This is a genomic window from Streptomyces bottropensis ATCC 25435 (assembly GCF_000383595.1).
In the GTDB taxonomy this organism is placed as follows: domain Bacteria; phylum Actinomycetota; class Actinomycetes; order Streptomycetales; family Streptomycetaceae; genus Streptomyces; species Streptomyces bottropensis.
Genome location: NZ_KB911581.1, coordinates 2053669 through 2071120 on the forward strand (window position 1 = coordinate 2053669; position 17452 = coordinate 2071120).

Below are 17452 nucleotides of genomic sequence, written 5' to 3' on the forward strand. Positions count from 1 at the left end.
GTGAGTCACGGACAGGCCGCTTCCTGGCCCGCCCGGCCACGTAAGCGGTGAACTCCCCTTGCGAGGGCGTTAGATTGGCTCGCTGATGGTGGACGGAACGGCTGGTCAGGGGGCAAGCGCGATGGACAGCGACGGGACGCGGGACGCGCGGGGCACGCATGCGAATCCTGTGCCGCGCCCGGCGGGGCCACCCGAGGGGCCCACGATGCCCCCTCGGCCCGCGCGTGCACCAGGGGTTCCTCCGATGCCGGACGGGTCTTCCTTCCTCGAGTGGCTGCGGGCACCGAGACCGGACGCCGCACCAGGCGTTTGGCGGTTCGGACACACGCCCCGTCCCGACGAGGAGCCCGAGGAGATTCCCAAACGCCAGCTCATCGGCGGGGCTCTCATCGCTTTCCTGGTGGGATGGCTCGTCTGGTCATTGCTGCAGAACGGCTACCTCGGCTACTGGTGGTGGATCCCGCTCGACCTGATCGCGCCCGACTCCTGGCAAGGCGGCTCCGGTGAGGGTGGTCAGGTCGGTACCTTCATCCTGTATCGGGGCTACGAGCTGCTCGTGGCGCTGCTGATCCTGATCGCGGTGGCCAGGCTGGGTCGCTGGGGCGAGGTCTGGCGCCGTTTCGTCTCACCCCGGCTGCGCGGTCGGCCGCCGGAGCGGACGGCCCTCGCCGATCAGGACGACCCCGCCCAGTGGAACCAGCTTCGCCAGGCCGGGGCCCTCGACGCCGCCGAGCGGCTGGTCGTGGAGGGGGCCGCCGGGCTCATGCGGGACGTGGATCATGCGCGGATCATGCGGGCGTGGCAGGGCGTGCGCAGCGGGCGGCACAGCCTGGCGACGTTCACCGGCGCGGTCCTGAAGGACGGTGCGGCGGCGTGTCTGCACCCGTCCGGGGAGCGGGACCTGCCTGCCCGGCTCGCCCGGCACGACCTGGTCACCGGCCAGGTCCGCCTGGGCGGCACCGTCGACGACCCGCGCAACCCCTACGCCTACCGGGGCACGGGCCTCGCCCTGGGCCCCGACCTGCTCGGCACGTCCCTGCTCGCCGTCGGACCCGCCGGATCGGGCAAGACCGGCAGCGTGGTCTGGCCCGTCGCCGAGTCGCTGTGTCTGCACGCGCTCGCCGGGCGGGCCGCGGTGGTGGTCGTGGGGGCGGCGGGAGCGGGCCTCGGGCCGGCCGACGCGTACGACGTCGTGGTGCGGATCGGGAACCCGGAGTCCGTCTACGACCTCGACCTCTACGGGGGGACCACGGACCCCGACGAGGCCGCGGCCGTCCTCGCGGAGGCGCTCGTTGGCGACCTGGCCGACCCGCACCCCGGCGGCGACAGCCGGCGCTCCACCACCGTCCTCGCCCAGCTGCTCGGCCCGTACCGCGCGGTGCACGGGCGGTTCCCCTCGGTGCCGCAGCTGCGCCAGCTGCTCGACGGCTCACCCGGCCCGCTGGGCGAGCTGCGCAAGGGCCTCCAGGCCGCCGGACAGGAGTCCCTGCTGCGCGAGCTGGACGCGCGGGAACGCCAGCTCGGGCACCCCGGGGACGTCGGTTCCGTTCTCGCCGACCGGGTCGCGCTCCTCGACCGGCCCGCCTTCGCCACGTTCTTCGACACCTCAGGCCAGTCCCGGCCGTTCTCCCTGCGCGCCCTCGACCACCCGGTACGGGTCCGTATCGACCTCCCCGAGCGCGGCCACTCCGACGCCTCGCGCATCCTGGCGCGGCTGGTGCTCGCGCAGTTCACCGCGAGCGTCGCCGTCCGGGAGGACCGGTCGCTGTTCGCCTGCCTCGTGCTGGACGACGCCACCGGGGTCGTCACGCCGGAGGCCGTCCGCGGCATCCAGCGGCTGCGCTCGACCAACGCGGGCACGGTCCTCACCCTCCGCACCCTCGACGACGTGCCCCGGCCACTGCGCGGGCCGCTTCTCGGCGCCACCGGCTGCCGGATGGCGCTGTCCGGGCTCACCCCGTGGGACGGGCAGGACTTCGCCGAGGTCTGGGGCAAGGAGTGGACCGAGGCGCGGGACGTCACCGACCGGCAGATCATCGCCGACTCCCCGGCGGGCAAGGCCTGGCACGCGCTGCGCCGGATGATCACCGGCCACGCGCCGACCGCGCGCGCCGTGACCGTACGGCAGGTCGAGCGGGAGCGCTGGTCCGCCTCCGAACTGGCGCACGGCGTGCCGCCGGGCCACGCGGTGCTGTCGCTGACGACCGTGCGGGGCGAGCACGCGCCGCCGCTGCTGGTGGATCTGCGGGGCTGAACGGCGGGCCGCAGTGCCGGTCGGTTCCAGCCGATCGGTGTGCGGTGCGGAGGGCTCCTGACCGTACGGTGAGGCAGAATCGGGGCAGGCCGTTCATACGCGGCGGCCAAAAGCCCCCGTCGACGTGAAGGTCCCATGCCCCCCACGCTCGCCTCGCTCGTCCACCACTCCACGCTCAAGCTGACCGTGCGGGCGGGGGAGGACCGCCTGGACGTACCGGTGCGCTGGGCGCACGCCAGTGAGCTGGCCGACCCCGTGCCGTACATGGAGGGCGGGGAGCTGCTGCTGATCACCGCGCTGAAACTGGACGCGGAGGACCCGGAGGCGATGCGGCGCTATGTACGCCGGTTGGTGGGCGCCGGGGTCGTCGGGCTCGGTTTCGCCGTCGGGGTGCACTACGAGGACATCCCCGAGGCGCTCGTCGCGGCGGCCGAGAGGGAGGGGCTGCCCCTGCTCGAAGTGCCCCGGCGTACGCCCTTCCTCGCCATCAGCAAGGCCGTGTCGGCCGCCATCGCCGCCGAGCAGTACCGGGCGGTCACGGCGGGGTTCGCCGCCCAGCGGGAACTCACCCGGCAGGCGTTGACCGACGGCCCCGAGGGGCTGCTCGGCGCGCTCGCCGGGCAGGTCGACGGGTGGGCAGCCCTGTACGACGCCTCCGGCGCGGTCGTCGCGGTGGCGCCCGAGTGGGCGGAGCGGCGGGCCGGCCGGCTCATCGCCGACGTCGAACGGCTGCGCGACCGGCCCGCGCCGGCCAGCGCGGTCGTCGGCGGCGAGGACCGCGTCGAACTGCACTCGCTCGGCGGCGGACGCCGAGCCCGTGCCGCCCTCGCCGTCGGGACGGCGGCGGCCCTCGGCACGGCCGAGCGGTACGCCGTGCACTCCGCGATCGCCCTGCTGACCCTCACCACGGAGCGGTCGCGTCCGCTGCACGCCGCCGAGCAGCGGATCGGCGCGGCGGTGCTGCGGATGCTGCTGGCCGGAGAGTGCGACCATGCGCGCGCCGTCGCCGGGGATCTGTACGGGGAGCTGCTGGACGCTCCCTTCCGGCTGATCCTCGCGGAGTCCACCTCGTCGTCGGTCGCCACCGGCCCGGGGGGTGACCTGCTCGGACAGCTCGTCGAGGTCGTGGAGGCGGCCGCCGCGCGGGCCGGGGAGGCGGTGCTCGTCGTGCCCGACGGGGAGCGGCTGGTGGTGCTCGCCGTGGACGGGGGTGCGGCCGTGGACGCGTGCGGGGCGTTCGCGGTGGAGCTGGAGACGGCGCGGGCGGCCGGGCGGGAACCGGTGTCCGGGGGCGGCTCCGTCCCCGTCCCCGTTTCCGTCGACGAGGAGGAACTCGTCGTCGGGCTGTCCGCGCCCGCCGGGCCGATCGCGGCCGCCGCCGCGTACAAGCAGGCCGAGCAGGCGCTGGCCGTGGCCCGGAGACGGGGGCGGTGTCTCGTCGAGCACGAGGAGCTGGCGGCGGGGTCCGTGTTGCCGTTGCTCGGTGACGATGCGGTGCGGGCGTTCGCGGACAGTCTGCTGCGGCCGCTTCGTGAGCACGACGCGACCGGGCGGGGGGATCTTGTCGCTTCGCTGCGGGCGTGGTTGTCGCGGCATGGGCAGTGGGACGCGGCTGCCGCGGATCTGGGGGTGCACCGGCATACGTTGCGCTATCGGATGCGGCGGGTGGAGGAGATCGTGGGGCGGTCGCTCGATGATCCCGATGTGCGGATGGAGTTGTGGCTGGCGTTGAAGGCGACCGCTGCCGCGGGGGAGTAAGGCGTACTTTTCCGCCCCCGCCGCCCCTACCCGTCCCTCCCCAGGGGCTGCGCCCCTTCGACCCCCAGCCGCGGGTCCGGTGGGGGCTGGTCGCGCAGTTCCCCGCGCCCTTGAAGAGCAGGGGCTGCGCCCACTGCTCTTCAAGGGCGCGGGGCCGCAGCAGCACTCGGGTCCTCAGGGGCGCGGGGAAGCGCGCGAGGAGCCCCACCGGCCCGCAGCCGCTTCACCACCCCACCCCAGGCCGATCCACCCCTCCAATCCGGCGCACCCCCCAGCCGTAGTCATACGTGCCGGACAAGCGCCCCCTCGCCGTCCCGGCTCTACCGTGGAGCCGGAAGACGACATGTGTACCCACCGAAGGGCCGGGAACGACTATGACCGCCACTACCGCCTTCTGGCTCGCCGGCCGTCGGGCCACCGGTGAGACCACGTTCGATGTGACGTCGCCCTGGGACGGCCGCCTGGTCGCAGCGGTGAGCGTGCCGACGGACGAGCAGGTCGAAGAGGCCGTGGCCGCCGCGTACGCCGTACGGGACGAGTTCGCGGCGACGCCCGCGCACGTGCGGGCCGCCGTGCTCGACCACGTCAGCAGGAGTCTCGTCGAGCGGACCGAGGAGATCGCGCAGCTGATCTCCGCCGAGAACGGCAAGCCGATCAAGTGGGCGCGCGGCGAGGTCGGCCGTGCGGTCTCGGTGTTCCGGTTCGCGGCCGAGGAAGCCCGGCGGTTCAACGGCGGCGAGGCGCAGCGGCTCGACACCGACCTGGGCGGACAGGGGCGCCTCGCCCTCACGCGCCGCTTCCCCAAGGGCGTCGTCCTCGGGATCGCGCCCTTCAACTTCCCGCTCAACCTCTGCGCCCACAAGATCGCCCCGGCGATCGCGGCCGGTGTGCCGATCATCCTGAAGCCCGCCCCGGCGACGCCCCTGTCCGGGCTGATCATCGGTGAGCTGCTCGCGGACGCGGCGACCGCGCTGCCCGCCGGTTCCTGGAGCATCCTGCCGGTCGCGAACGACCGTATGCCCGCCCTCGTCCAGGACGAGCGGCTGCCCGTGATCTCCTTCACCGGGTCCGAGAAGGTCGGCTACGCGATCATGGACTCGGCGCCGCGCAAGCACTGCACCCTGGAGCTGGGCGGCAACGGCGCGGCGGTCGTGCTCGCCGACTACGCGAGCGACGAGGACCTCGACTGGGCCGCCGGCCGCATCGCGACCTTCTCGAACTACCAGGGCGGCCAGTCCTGCATCTCCGTGCAGCGGGTGATCGCGGACGCGTCCGTGTACGACCGGCTGCTGCCGCGCATCGTCGCCGCGGTCGAGGCGCAGGTGACCGGCGACCCGTCCGACGGCGCGACCGACGTGGGGCCGCTGGTCAGCGAGGACGCCGCCAAGCGGGTCGAGGCATGGGTGCGGGAGGCGGTCGACGCCGGCGCCACGCTGCTCACCGGCGGCAAGCGCGACGGCGCCTCGTACGCGCCGACCGTCCTCACCGACGTGCCCGCCGACGTGAGCGTCTCCTGCGAGGAGGTCTTCGGGCCCGTCCTCACCGTGCGGAAGGTGGAGGGGGAGGCCGCGGCCTTCGCCGCCGTCAACGACTCCAAGTACGGCCTCCAGGCGGGCGTCTTCACCCACGACCTGCAGACCGCCTTCCGCGCCCACCGGACCCTGGAGGTCGGCGGCGTGGTCATCGGTGACGTGCCGTCCTACCGCGCCGACCAGATGCCCTACGGCGGGGTGAAGCAGTCCGGTGTCGGGCGGGAAGGTGTGCGCTTCGCCATGGACGACTACACCTACGAGCGGGTGATGGTGCTGACGGGGCTCCAGCTCTGAGCGCCGTCGGACCGATCGCCGGCCCTCGATCCCCGACCAACCCTAGCTTGTGACAATCATTTTCATGTAGTCTCGGGTCGGATCCCGGGATGAAGGGGCCCGGCACCGATGCCTTCCGGTGCCGGGCCCCTTCTGTGTGCCGGCTCGCTCCGGACCCTCAACCGGAGAAGCCGACGTGCGCCAGCCGCAGTGGGCCGCGCAGCACTAGGCGGACGTCGTGCGTCCCGGCCGCCGAGGCGGCGGCGCGCAGGGTCGTGTACGCGTACGGACCCGCGGTGGGCGGGTCGAGCGTCAGGGTGGTCAGTACCGGGCCGCCCACGAGCGAGACCTCGACGCTTCCCGTCCCCGCCGCCTCCACCGCGATCTCGGTGACGCCCGCTCCGAAGTCGCAGGCGCGGTAGAGGAGTTCACCGGGGCCGTCGCCGGCCGGTGTCACCGCGTCGCCGGACACCTTCGTGCGGTCGACGATCTCCGTGCCCCGCTGTTCGTCGAAGTCCGCCGCGCCCAGGCCGTGGGTCACGACCGGGCGTGGGGCGACCGGTTCGCCGTCGACGGTGACGGTCGTACGCAGGCGGATGTCCTCGCTGGACGCACCCGCCAGCAGTTCGTAGGCGCCCGGCTCCCGATGCCAGGCGCCGTGGGCCACGTCCCAGAACTCCAGTACGGAGAGCGGGAGCCGGAAGGTCAGCTCCGTCGAGGCGCCGGGGGCGAGCGTGATCCGGCGGTGGCCGGCCAGCTCGCGGCGCGGGCGTGGGACCGACGGGCTCTCGGCGCGCACGTAGAGCTGGGCGACCTCGTCGGCGGTCACCGTGCCCGTGTTGGTGACGGTGAAGGAGATCGTCAGATCGCCGTCCCCCAGCCGGGCGGTCAGGTTTCCGTACGCGAACTCCGCGTAGGACAGGCCGTGGCCGAACGGGAACAGCGGGGTGCCCTCGAAGTAGAGGTACGTCTGGCGGGCGCCGATCACGTCGTAGTCGAGGAGGCCGGGGAGGTCGGCGTCGGCCGCGTACCAGGTCTGCGGGAGGCGGCCCGCGGGGGAGACGTCACCGGCGAGGACGCGGGCCAGGGCGGTGCCCGCGGCCTGGCCGCCGTGCGCGGTCCACATGACGGCGGGCAGGCCGGCGGGGTCGACGGCATAGGGGTAGGCCGAGACCAGGACCAGCGCCGTGTTCGGGTTGGCGGCGCGGGCCGCGCGCAGCAGCCGTTCCTGGTGGGCGGGGAGGGCGAGGGTCGTACGGTCCTCGGTCTCGCGGCCGTTGATGTGCGGGTCGTTGCCCGCGACCACGAGGACCACGTCGGCCTCGGCGGCCACCCGTGCGACGGCGGTCTCGCCGCGCTCGGTCACGACCAGGTCGAAGATTTCCGGATTGCCGTCGGCAACCTTTACTCCGTCGGCGCCGACAGTGACGTACCGGCCGGTTCCCAGGTGCTTGAGGAGGTGCCCCTTCCCGTGGGGTTCGCAGGGCTCCAGGCGGAACGTCTCCTGGACGATCCAGCCGCCCGGCTGGTCGGCGGAGGCGCGCAGGAAGCCGTCGTCGGCGACCGAGAGATAGCGGCCGTCCGGCGCGCGCAGCGTGAGCACGTCCTCGCCCCAGTCGACGAGGGCCAGTTCGGTGCCGTCCGGGTCGGTGGTGAGCGGCGACAGATCGGTACGGCCGGCCAGGAGCGCCGGATCGAGCGCCCCCTGTGCGCCGCGCACCTCGTCGGCGGCCTCGGGCGCCTCGGGGACGAACACGAACGCGCCGGTGGACTGCGCCCGCAGACGCACCCGGTCCACGCCCTCCGCGAACGTCACGCGCTCGGCGCCGAAGCGGTCGTACAGGCCTTCGAGCGGGGTCGAGCGGTGCAGGAGGGTGCCGCTGTACCAGTCGAGCTTGCACTCGTCGGCGAGCAGACCGACGACGGCGATACGGGTGTCGGCGGCGAGGGGGAGCAGGTCGCCCTCGTTCTTCAGCAGGACCACCGCCCCTTCCGCGGCCTCCTGGGCGAGGGCGCGGTGGGCCGGGGTGTCGAAGTCCTTGACGTCGGCGTACGGGTCGCGGCCGGGGTCGAACTCGCCCAGGCGGAAGCGGACCGAGAGCTGTCGGCGGACCGCCTCGTCGATGTCGGCCGGGGTCAGCAGGGAGCGGGCCAGGGCACCCCGGACGCGGTCGGTCATCGTCGAACCGTCCGTGCCGTGGTCGGTGAAGCTGTCGACCCCGGCGCGCAGCGAGGCGGCGGTCGCCTCCTCGTGGGTGTCGAAGTAGTGCTCGGAGTCGACCAGGTTCGTCGGCGCCCCCGCGTCCGAGCAGACCAGCAGGGGCTCGTCGGTCCAGGTCCGCAGGTGCTCCGCCAGGTGCGGCGAGACGTGGTTGGGGCGGCCGTTGACCAGGTTGTACGCGGGCATGACGCCGGCCACCGCGCCCGCCTCGACGGTCTCGCGGAAGGCGCGCAGGTCGTACTCGTGCAGGACGCGGGGGCGGACCGAGGAGGAGGTGGTGGAGCGGTCGGTCTCGTTGTTGTGCGCCAGCCAGTGCTTGAGGGCCGGGGCCGTGCGCCAGTACGTGGGGTGGTCGCCGCGCAGGCCGCGGGTGTACGCGGTCGCGATCGCCGAGGTCAGCCGTGGGTCCTCGGAGTAGCCCTCCTCGTTGCGGCCCCACAGGGGGTGGCGCAGCAGATTGACCGTCGGGGACCAGACGTTGAGGCCGACGCGGTCGTCGCGCGCCCGCATCGCGCGCACCTCGGTGGACACGGCCTCGCCCACCCGGCGCACGAGGTCCTCGTTCCAGGTCGCGCCGAGGCCGACGGCCTGCGGGAACACCGTCGCGGGACCCATCCACGCCACCCCGTGCAGCGCCTCCTGGCCGGTGCGGAAGGCGGCCACCCCGAGACGGTCGACGGCGGGCGCGAACTGGTGCAGGAACGCGATCCTCTCGTCCGGGGTGAGCCGCTGGAGCAGGTCGTCGATGCGCTTCGCGAGCGGCAACTGCGGATCGCGGAAAGGTGGCGTGGGGGTCGTCTCTGCGGTCACGTGGGGATCCCTTTGCGGTGGAACGACGAGGCGCTTTCGAAGCGCTTCGATGCTCATTCGACGGTGGGGCGGGTGTCAAGAGACCAAGGCGCAACAGATCCGTTTCCGCACCGTCATACAGGCCGGGAGAGCGAAGGTCGGAAGGGGTCGCTCCAGTCCTTCGCACCTCTGAGGAATCTGTGGATCGACCCTTGTGCACCCCCGGTCGTTCACTTAACCTCGCAGCAACATCGAAGCGCTTCGACTGTGGAGGGACCGCTTCGCATGCTCACCTCCCTCCGATGATCATCGCTTCTGCACAGCCAGTTCTGTTGAAGACACCGCAGCCGACGGCCACCGCCGGGTGTCCTGGTGTGCGCCATGAAGGGTTGACGCAATGACGCCGAACTCCGCCACCTCCGCCGCGCCCGGCCGGAGAAGCTTTCTCGCCTCCACGGCGGTCGCCGCCGCCGTAGTGGCGGGGGGCGTGCCGCTGCTGTCCGCCTGCGGCGGCTCGCAGGAAGGCCGCAAGGAGGGCGCGACGTCGGGCAAGGACGCCAAGAAGATCCTTCCGACGTTCGTCGCCTCGAACGTCGTGGCGCCCGACATCCCGTCGAAGAACGGCTCGGCGGCCGGCTTCACCAAGGCGATCCCCACGGCCGACCTGAAGACCTCGGTCCCGAAGAAGCTGGGCAGCGGCGGCGGACTGAAGGTCATGGCGCCGTTCTGGGGGACGCCGCCGAAGGGCGACAACCCGTACTACACGGCGATGAACGAGGCTGTGGGCGTCCAGGTGACCTGGCAGAACCAGGACGGCGTCACCTACGACCAGAAGCTCGGCGCGGTCCTCGCCTCCAGCGACATCCCCGACGTGGTCGTCGTCCCCGGCTGGAACCTGATGGGCAAGATACCCAGCGCCATCAACGCCAAGTTCGCCGACCTCGGCCCGTATCTCTCCGGCGACAAGGTCAAGGCGTACCCGAACCTCGCGGCCGTGCCCAGCGAGGCCTGGCAGCGCGGCATCTTCGGCGGCCAGCTGCGCGCGATCCCGATGCCCGCCTCGTACGTCACGGACATCGCGCCCATGTACCGCCGGGACATCTTCGACAAGAAGGGCTACACCGTCCCCACCAGCCCCGACGAGTTCCTGTCCTGGGCGAAGGAGGCCACCGACGCCAAGTCGAAGGTGTGGGCCTGCGACGACATGAAGTGGTCGGCGTTCAACTTCTACGGCGTCTTCCCCGGCAGCGACAAGGCGCTGTGGTGGAACACGGTCGACGGCAAGCTGGTCAACCGCGTCGAGACCGAGGAGTACCTCGAAGCCCTGGAGTGGGTCCGCAAGCTCTACGCGGCCCGCGTCGTCCACCCGGACGCGGTCTCCGGCAAAGCGGGCGGCAACGCCCGGAACCGGTTCACCGCCGGTGAGTCGCTGGTCTTCAACGACAACATCTCCGCCTGGTGGGGCTCGGTCTCCGAACAGGCCACCCAGAAGAGCGACTTCGACATGGCCGCGTTCGACATCTTCGGCCCCGACGGCGGTGACCCCACCCTGTGGGCGGTGCAGCCCGCCAACATCTTCACGTTCGTCAGCAAGAAGGCCTCCGCGCAGCAGATCAAGGACTTCCTCGCCCTCTGCAACTACTGCGCCGCGCCCTACGGCACCAAGGAGTTCATGCTCACCGCCTACGGCGTCGAGGGCACGGACTACGACACGAAGAAGGGCCTGCCGGTCAAGTCCACGACGGGCGTCAACGAGGTCAACGGCGCCTACGACTACACCGGCAACCCCGCCCCGTACGTCGCCTATCCCGACTTCCCCGACGTCACCAAGGGCATCGTCGAGTGGCAGCAGCGCATGGGCGCCTTCACCGAGAAGACCTCCTTCTTCGGGCTGACCGTCACCGAGCCCAACCGCTGGGCCAACCTCGCCGACAACTTCGAGCAGTTGGAGGACGACGTCGTGCGCGGGCGCAAGAAGATCAGTGACGTCCAGCAGGCGGTGTCCGACTGGAAGAGCAAGGGCGGTGACGACCTGCGGGACTGGTACAAGAAGCTGCTCGACGACACCGGTTCGGCGAACTGACCCGGGGCCGAGGCGAGGAGAAGGCCGTGTCCCACAGCACGGTGCCCCGGCCGAGGGCCGAGGCGAAGACTTCCGGGACGGCCCCCGTGGCGTCCGACGACGCCACGGGGCCCCCGCCCCGGAACGACGGGCGCGCGGGCAGGCTGAGCCTGCGCCTGAGATTCCGGCGCGACCGCACCCTGATCCTGATGACGCTGCCGGCGGTCCTGCTGATCCTGGTCTTCAACTACATACCGATCCTCGGCAACGTGGTCGCCTTCCAGGACTACGACCCCTACCTCAGCGAGAACGGCTTCGTCGCCATCTTCCAGAGCCCCTGGGTCGGCTTCGAGCAGTTCGAACGGATCTTCGCTGACTCGGACTTCTGGCACGCGGTGCAGAACACGTTCGTGCTGTTCTTCCTCCAGCTCGTCCTCTTCTTCCCCATCCCGATCCTGCTCGCGCTGCTCATCAACAGCATCGTCAGACCCCGGATCCGGGCGGTCGCCCAGGCCGTCATGTACCTCCCGCACTTCTTCTCCTGGGTCCTCGTCGTCACCGTGTTCATGCAGATCTTCGGCGGGGCGGGCGTCATCGCCCAGACCCTGCGCCAGCACGGCGTCGAGGGCTTCGACCTGATGACCAACCCGGAGACCTTCAAGTACCTGGTCACGGTCGAGATGATCTGGAAGGACGCCGGCTGGGGCATCATCGTCTTCCTCGCCGCGCTCTCCTCCGTCTCCCACGACCTCTACGAGGCCGCCGCGATGGACGGCGCGGGCCGCTGGCGGCGCATGTGGCACATCACCCTGCCCGCCCTGCGCCCGGTGATCGCCCTGCTGCTGGTGCTGCGCGTCGGCGACGCCCTGACCGTCGGCTTCGAGCAACTGCTGCTCCAACGGCAGGCGGTGGGCGTCGAGGCCTCCGATGTCCTCGACACCTATGTGTGGTGGAACGGCATCCGCAACCAGGACTTCAGCTACGCCGCCGCGGCGGGACTCATCAAGGGCGTGGTCGGCCTCGCACTGGTCCTGACCGCCAACAAGGTCGCCCATCTCATGGGCGAGCAGGGGGTGTACAAGAAATGAGCGCGCTCCTCGACACAGCGGACGAGGCGGCCGGAGCCGCCGACCGGCGGCCGGCACCGGGCAGGGCGAGCCGCTGGGCCGCACCGCCCCGCCCGGTCTGGGAGGAGGAACCCGCCAAGGCGGGACTCGCGGGCAAGGGCATCGCCCTCGGCCTCGCCTGTTTCGCGATCCTCTTCCCTCTGTGGATCGTCGTCGTCACGAGCCTCCAGACGAAGAAGACCATCGACGAGGCGGGCGGTCTCGTCGTCATCCCCGAGGGCATCACCTTCGTCGCCTACCGGGAACTCCTCGGCGGCGGCCAGGTCCAGACGGCCGCCCTGGTCAGCGTGGGTGTCACGGTCGTCGGCACCCTGTTCAGCATGACCGTCTCGGTCCTGTGCGCCTACGGCCTGTCCCGCGTCGGCTCACTCGCCCACCGCTGGATCCTGATGACCCTGCTCGCCACGATGTTCTTCGGCGCGGGCCTCATCCCGACCTATCTGCTGGTCCAGGCCCTCGGCCTCACGGACACCTATCTCGCGCTGATCCTCCCCAGCGCGGTGAGCGTCTTCAACATCCTGGTCCTGCGCTCGTTCTTCATGGGCATCTCGCCGGAACTCATCGACAGCGCCCGCATCGACGGCGCCGGGGACTGGCGCATCCTGTGGAAGATCGTGATGCCGCTGTCGAGGGCGGTCCTCGCGGTCATCGCCCTCTTCTACGCGGTGGGCTACTGGAGCGCCTGGTTCAACGCCTCCATCTACCTCACCGACCAGGACATGATGCCGCTGCAGAACGTCATGATCCAGCTCGTCCAGAAACAGGAACGCCCGGTCGGCCTCTCCGCCCAGATCAACACCGGCCAGCTCTCCCCGCTCGCGATCCAGATGGCGGTCATGGTCATGGCGCTGCTCCCCGTCGCGGTCCTCTCCCCCTTCGTCCAGAAGCACTTCAAGAAGGGGATGCTCACCGGCGCGATCAAGGGGTGACCGGGGCGCCTCTTTCCTCGGGGCCGAGGATGCGTGCGCGACCGCGGGTGGTCGGTGGTTGCTCGCGCAGTTCCCCGCGCCCCTAAAAGACTCCGGGCGCCACCCACGCCGCCAATGGGGCGCGGGGAACCGCGCGACCAGCCACGAACCACCGCGCGACCAGCCACGAACCACCCGCACCCGCCGACGAGCCGGACCCCACGAGCTCTTGGGCGACCCCCCGCTTCCTCCCCCCTCTCGCCGCAAAACGAGGTATGCCATGCCCACCCCCCAGCCGACCCGTCGCACCCTCCTCGCCGGAGCCACGGCCACCGCAGCCCTCACCACCCTCCCCGCACTCGCCACCCCGGCCCACGCCACCGACGCGAAAAGCGGCCCGACCGCCGGACGCTACCGCTGGCGCACCGCCGTCATCGGCGGCACCGGCTTCATCACCGGCGTCCTGTTCCACCCGACCGCGCGCGGATGCGCCTACGCCCGTACCGACATCGGCGGCGCCTACCGCTGGGACGACCACCAGGCCCGCTGGACCCCGCTGACCGACCACCTCGGCTGGGACGACTGGAACCTCCTCGGCGTGGAGGCCATCGCCGTCGACCCCGCCCACCCGAACCGCCTCTACCTCGCCCTCGGCACCTACACCCAGTCCTGGGCCGGCTACGGCGCGATCCTCCGCTCCGACGACCGCGGCGCCACCTGGGCCCGTACCGACCTGACCGTCAGGCTCGGCGCCAACGAGGACGGCCGGGGCACGGGCGAGCGCCTGCTCGTCGACCCCCGCGACAGCGACACCCTGTGGCTGGGCACCCGGCACGACGGTCTGCTCAGGTCGACCGACCGGGGCGCCACCTGGGCGACGGCGACCGGCTTCCCGGCCACCCCCAGCGCCTCCGGCCAGGGCGTCACCCTGCTGGTCGCCGCCGGACGCACCGTCTACGCCGGCTGGGGCGACGGCGACGGCACCACCGCCACCCTCTACCGGACCGGCGACGGCACCACCTGGGAAGCCGTCCCCGGCCACCCGACCGGTGCCTCCGCCAAGGTCCCGATCCGCGCCGCCTACGACAGCCACTCCCGCGAGCTGTACGTGACGTACGCCGACGCGCCCGGCCCCAACGGCCAGTCCGACGGCAGTGTGCGCAAGCTCCGCACCACCACCGGCGCATGGACCGACGTGACCCCGGTGCGGCCGGGCGGCACCACGAGCGACGGCGGCACCGACTCCTTCGGCTACGGCGGGGTCGCCGTCGACGCCCGGCGCCCCGGCACGGTGGTCGTCTCGACCAACAACCGCTGGGCCGAGATCGACACCGTGTTCCGCTCCACCGACGGCGGCCGTACCTGGAGATCCCTCAAGGACTCCGCCGTCCTCGACGTGTCCGAGACCCCCTATCTCGCCTGGGGGGCCGACAAGCCGAAGTTCGGCTGGTGGATCCAGGCCCTCGCCCTCGACCCGTACGACTCCAAGCACCTCGTGTACGGCACCGGCGCGACGCTCTACGGCACCCGTGACCTGAAGCACTGGGCGCCGCGGGTCCGGGGCCTGGAGGAGACGTCCGTACGGCAGCTGATCTCCCCGCCGACCGGCGAGGCGCACCTGATCAGCGGCCTCGGGGACATCGGCACGATGTACCACGAGCGGCTCACGGCGTCCCCGTCGCGCGGCATGGCGTCCAACCCCGTGTTCGGGACGGCGACCGGACTCGCGCAGGCCGCCGCCAAGCCCTCGTACGTGGTCCGCACCGGCTGGGGCGACCACGGCAACGGCGCCTTCTCCCGCGACGGCGGGCGGACCTGGGCGCCTTTCGCGGCCCAGCCCGCCCTCGCCAAGGACGCGCCGGGCCCGATCGCCACCAACACCGACGGCACCGCGCTGCTGTGGTCCTTCGTGCACTGGGACGGCACGAAGTACCCCGCCCACCGCTCCGCCGACAACGGCGCGACCTGGACCGAGGTCACCTCCTTCCCGAAGGGCGCCACACCGGTCGCCGATCCGGCCGACCCGGCCCGCTTCTACGCGTACGACACCGACGCGGGAACGCTGTACGCCAGCACCGACAGCGGCCGCTCGTTCGTGGCGCGCGCGAGCGGACTGCCGGGCGGGGACAGTCAGTTCGAGCTGGTCGCGGCCCCCGGACGCGCCGGTGACCTGTGGCTGAGCCTGAAGGGGAACGGGCTCTACCGCTCCACCGACGGCGGGGTGACCTTCTCGAAGGTCGACAGCTGCCGGGCCGCGTACACCCTCGGCTTCGGCAAGGCCGCCAAGGGCGCCCGTTACCCGGCGGTCTACCTGGTCGGCACGACGGAGACCGTCACCGCCGTCCACCGCTCCGACGACGGCGCGAAGACCTGGACCCGCATCAACGACGACGCCCACCAGTGGGGCTGGACCGGCGAGGTCGTCATCGGTGACCCGCGCGTGTACGGCCGCGTGTACCTGGCGACGAACGGGCGCGGCATCCAGTACGGGGACCCGGTCTGATGCCCGGGGCGACACGGCCGTCCCTCGCCGACGCCACGCGCGGACGGGTCCTCTTCGGCGGCGACTACAACCCCGAGCAGTGGCCCGAGGAGACGTGGCACGAGGACGTCCGCCTCATGCGGGAGGCCGGCGTCACCACCGTCACCCTCGGCGTCTTCTCCTGGGCGAAGCTCGAACCACGCCCGGGAGCACGGGAGTTCGGCTGGCTGGACACGCTGATGGACCTGATGCACGCGAACGGCATCGGCGTCGTCCTGGCCACCCCCACCTCCTCCCCGCCGCCGTGGATGGGCCGCCTGCACCCCGAGACCCTCCCGCGCGACGAGAACGGCCAGGTCGAGTGGTGGGGGTCCCGCCAGCACTTCTCCCACTCCAGCGCCACCTACCGCCGCTACGCCGCCGCCATCACCGAGGACCTCGCCGCCCGCTACGGCGGCCATCCGGCCCTCACCCTGTGGCACATCAACAACGAGTACTGCACCTACGACTGGGGCGACGAGGCGGCGGCCACCTTCCGCGACTGGCTCCGGCGCAGGTACGGCACCCTCGACGCGCTCAACCGGGCCTGGGGCACGGCCTTCTGGAGCCAGGGCTACGACGGCTGGCACGAGATCATCCCGCCGCGCCGCGCCCACTACCTGCGCAACCCCGCACACGTGCTCGACTTCAGACGCTTCACGAGCGACATGCTCCTGGAGTGCTACGCCATCGAGCGCGACATCGTCCGCCGGCACACCCCGCACATCCCGGTCACCACCAACTTCATGCCGATGTGGACGGGCCAGGACGCGTGGCGGTGGGCCGAGGAGGAGGACGTCGTCTCGGTCGACATCTACCCGGACCCGCGTGACCCGCTCGGCGCACAGCACGGGGCGCTGGTGCAGGACATGACGCGCTCCCAGGCGGGCGGCGGCCCGTGGATGCTCATGGAACAGGCGGCCGGCCCGGTCAACTGGCGCGGTGTCAACCACCCCAAGCCGCGCGGCCTCAACCGGCTGTGGTCCCTCCAGGCCGTCGCCCGGGGCGCGGACGCCGTCTGCTACTTCCAGTGGCGGCAGTCCCGGCAGGGCGCGGAGAAGTTCCACTCCGGCATGGTCGGCCACGCGGGCGAGCGGGGGCGCACGTACCAGGAGGTCAAGCGGCTCGGGGCCGAGCTGGCGGCGGTGGGACCGGCGGTGGCGGGGCAGCCCCTGCACGCCGAGGTGGCGATGCTGTTCGACTGGCACTCCTGGTGGGCGGGCGACCATGACGGCCGGCTGTCGAACGAGGTCGACCTGGCCCGGGTCGTACGGTCCTGGCACCGCGCCCTGTGGGAGTCGAACCTCACCACCGCCTTCGCCCACCCCGAGCACGACCTCTCCGCGTACCGGCTGGTCGTCGTACCGCAGCTCTACCTGCTCACCGACCCGGCCGTCGAGAACCTCCTCGCCTACGTACGAGGCGGCGGCACCCTCGTCAGCGGCTTCCTGACCGGCGTCGCCGACGAGGACGACCGCGTCCGCCCCGGCGGCATGGACGCGCGGCTCCGCGACCTCTTCGGCATCCGCACCCTGCACGAATGGTGGCCGCTGGACGCCGGGGAGGAGGTCGAGTGCGAGGGCCCGCGCGGGGTGTTCCGGGGCACGCTGTGGTCCGAGGAGATCGAGGCGGCGGACGCGGACGAGGCCGTCGCCTACAAGGGCGGTGAACTCGACGGGCTCCCGGCGGTGTTGCGCAGGGGACGCGCCTGGTACGTCTCCACGCTGCCCGAACCCGCTGAGCTGCGCGGCCTGTTGGCGCGGGTCGCGGCCGACGCCGGGGTACGGCCGGTGCTGGACGGGCTGCCCGACGGGGTCGAGGCGGTCCGGCGCGGCGATGTGCTGTTCGTGCTCAACCACGGCCGTGACACGGTCACCGTCGAGGTGCCGGGCACCCCTCGCGACCTGCTCACGGGCGCGACCGTGACCGGCACGCTGTCGCTCGCCCGGTACGGCGTGGCGGTGCTGAGGTAACCCCGACTTCCTCCGGCGCCGAAACGTGGCGGGC

9 protein-coding genes are annotated in these 17452 nt (G+C 72.1%); 8 read left to right on the top strand and 1 reads right to left on the bottom strand.

All coding sequences use genetic code 11. The annotated features are described in order from the left end of the window. Nucleotides 1-121 precede the first annotated feature (121 nt). The 3 genes from STRBO_RS0109225 to STRBO_RS0109235 all read left to right on the top strand — a co-directional run bounded on the left by STRBO_RS0109225 (nt 122) and on the right by STRBO_RS0109235 (nt 5838). On the top strand, nt 122-2254 hold the full coding sequence (locus STRBO_RS0109225; RefSeq protein ID WP_028796556.1) for a hypothetical protein: 2133 nt from the start codon (nt 122-124) through the stop codon (nt 2252-2254). Between the two features lie 135 nt (nt 2255-2389). Next, entirely contained in the window at nt 2390-4012 is a 1623-nt protein-coding gene (locus STRBO_RS0109230; RefSeq protein WP_005479724.1) for a PucR family transcriptional regulator, read from the top strand. Nucleotides 4013-4386: 374 nt separating this feature from the next. Next, a complete protein-coding gene (locus tag STRBO_RS0109235; RefSeq protein WP_005479723.1) occupies nt 4387-5838 on the top strand; it encodes an aldehyde dehydrogenase family protein in 1452 nt (483 codons plus the stop codon). 157 nt (nt 5839-5995) lie between these two features. On the opposite strand, the gene STRBO_RS0109240 is transcribed toward STRBO_RS0109235, so the two are convergent. After that, nucleotides 5996-8848, bottom strand: a complete 2853-nt coding sequence (locus STRBO_RS0109240) for a glycoside hydrolase family 3 C-terminal domain-containing protein (protein ID WP_005479722.1) — start codon at nt 8846-8848, stop codon at nt 5996-5998. Between the two features lie 376 nt (nt 8849-9224). On the opposite strand from STRBO_RS0109240, the gene STRBO_RS0109245 reads away from it, so the two are divergent. The 5 genes from STRBO_RS0109245 to STRBO_RS0109265 all read left to right on the top strand — a co-directional run bounded on the left by STRBO_RS0109245 (nt 9225) and on the right by STRBO_RS0109265 (nt 17418). After that, complete coding sequence (locus tag STRBO_RS0109245; protein ID WP_005479719.1) at nt 9225-10910, top strand: extracellular solute-binding protein; 1686 nt, start codon at nt 9225-9227, stop codon at nt 10908-10910. Nucleotides 10911-10936: 26 nt separating this feature from the next. Beyond that, on the top strand, nt 10937-11977 hold the full coding sequence (locus STRBO_RS0109250) for an ABC transporter permease (protein WP_020114095.1): 1041 nt from the start codon (nt 10937-10939) through the stop codon (nt 11975-11977). Beyond that, nucleotides 11974-12945 carry a carbohydrate ABC transporter permease gene (locus tag STRBO_RS0109255; protein ID WP_005479714.1) on the top strand — a complete coding sequence of 324 codons (972 nt, stop codon included), beginning with the start codon at nt 11974-11976 and terminating at the stop codon, nt 12943-12945. Before STRBO_RS0109250 ends, STRBO_RS0109255 begins: the two co-directional genes overlap by 4 nt. A 259-nt stretch (nt 12946-13204) precedes the next feature. After that, complete coding sequence (locus STRBO_RS0109260; protein WP_005479711.1) at nt 13205-15427, top strand: sialidase family protein; 2223 nt, start codon at nt 13205-13207, stop codon at nt 15425-15427. Continuing rightward, the gene (locus STRBO_RS0109265; protein ID WP_005479710.1) at nt 15427-17418 is read left to right on the top strand and encodes a beta-galactosidase; all 1992 of its coding nucleotides are present in this window, start codon (nt 15427-15429) and stop codon (nt 17416-17418) included. Before STRBO_RS0109260 ends, STRBO_RS0109265 begins: the two co-directional genes overlap by 1 nt. Nucleotides 17419-17452 lie beyond the last annotated feature (34 nt).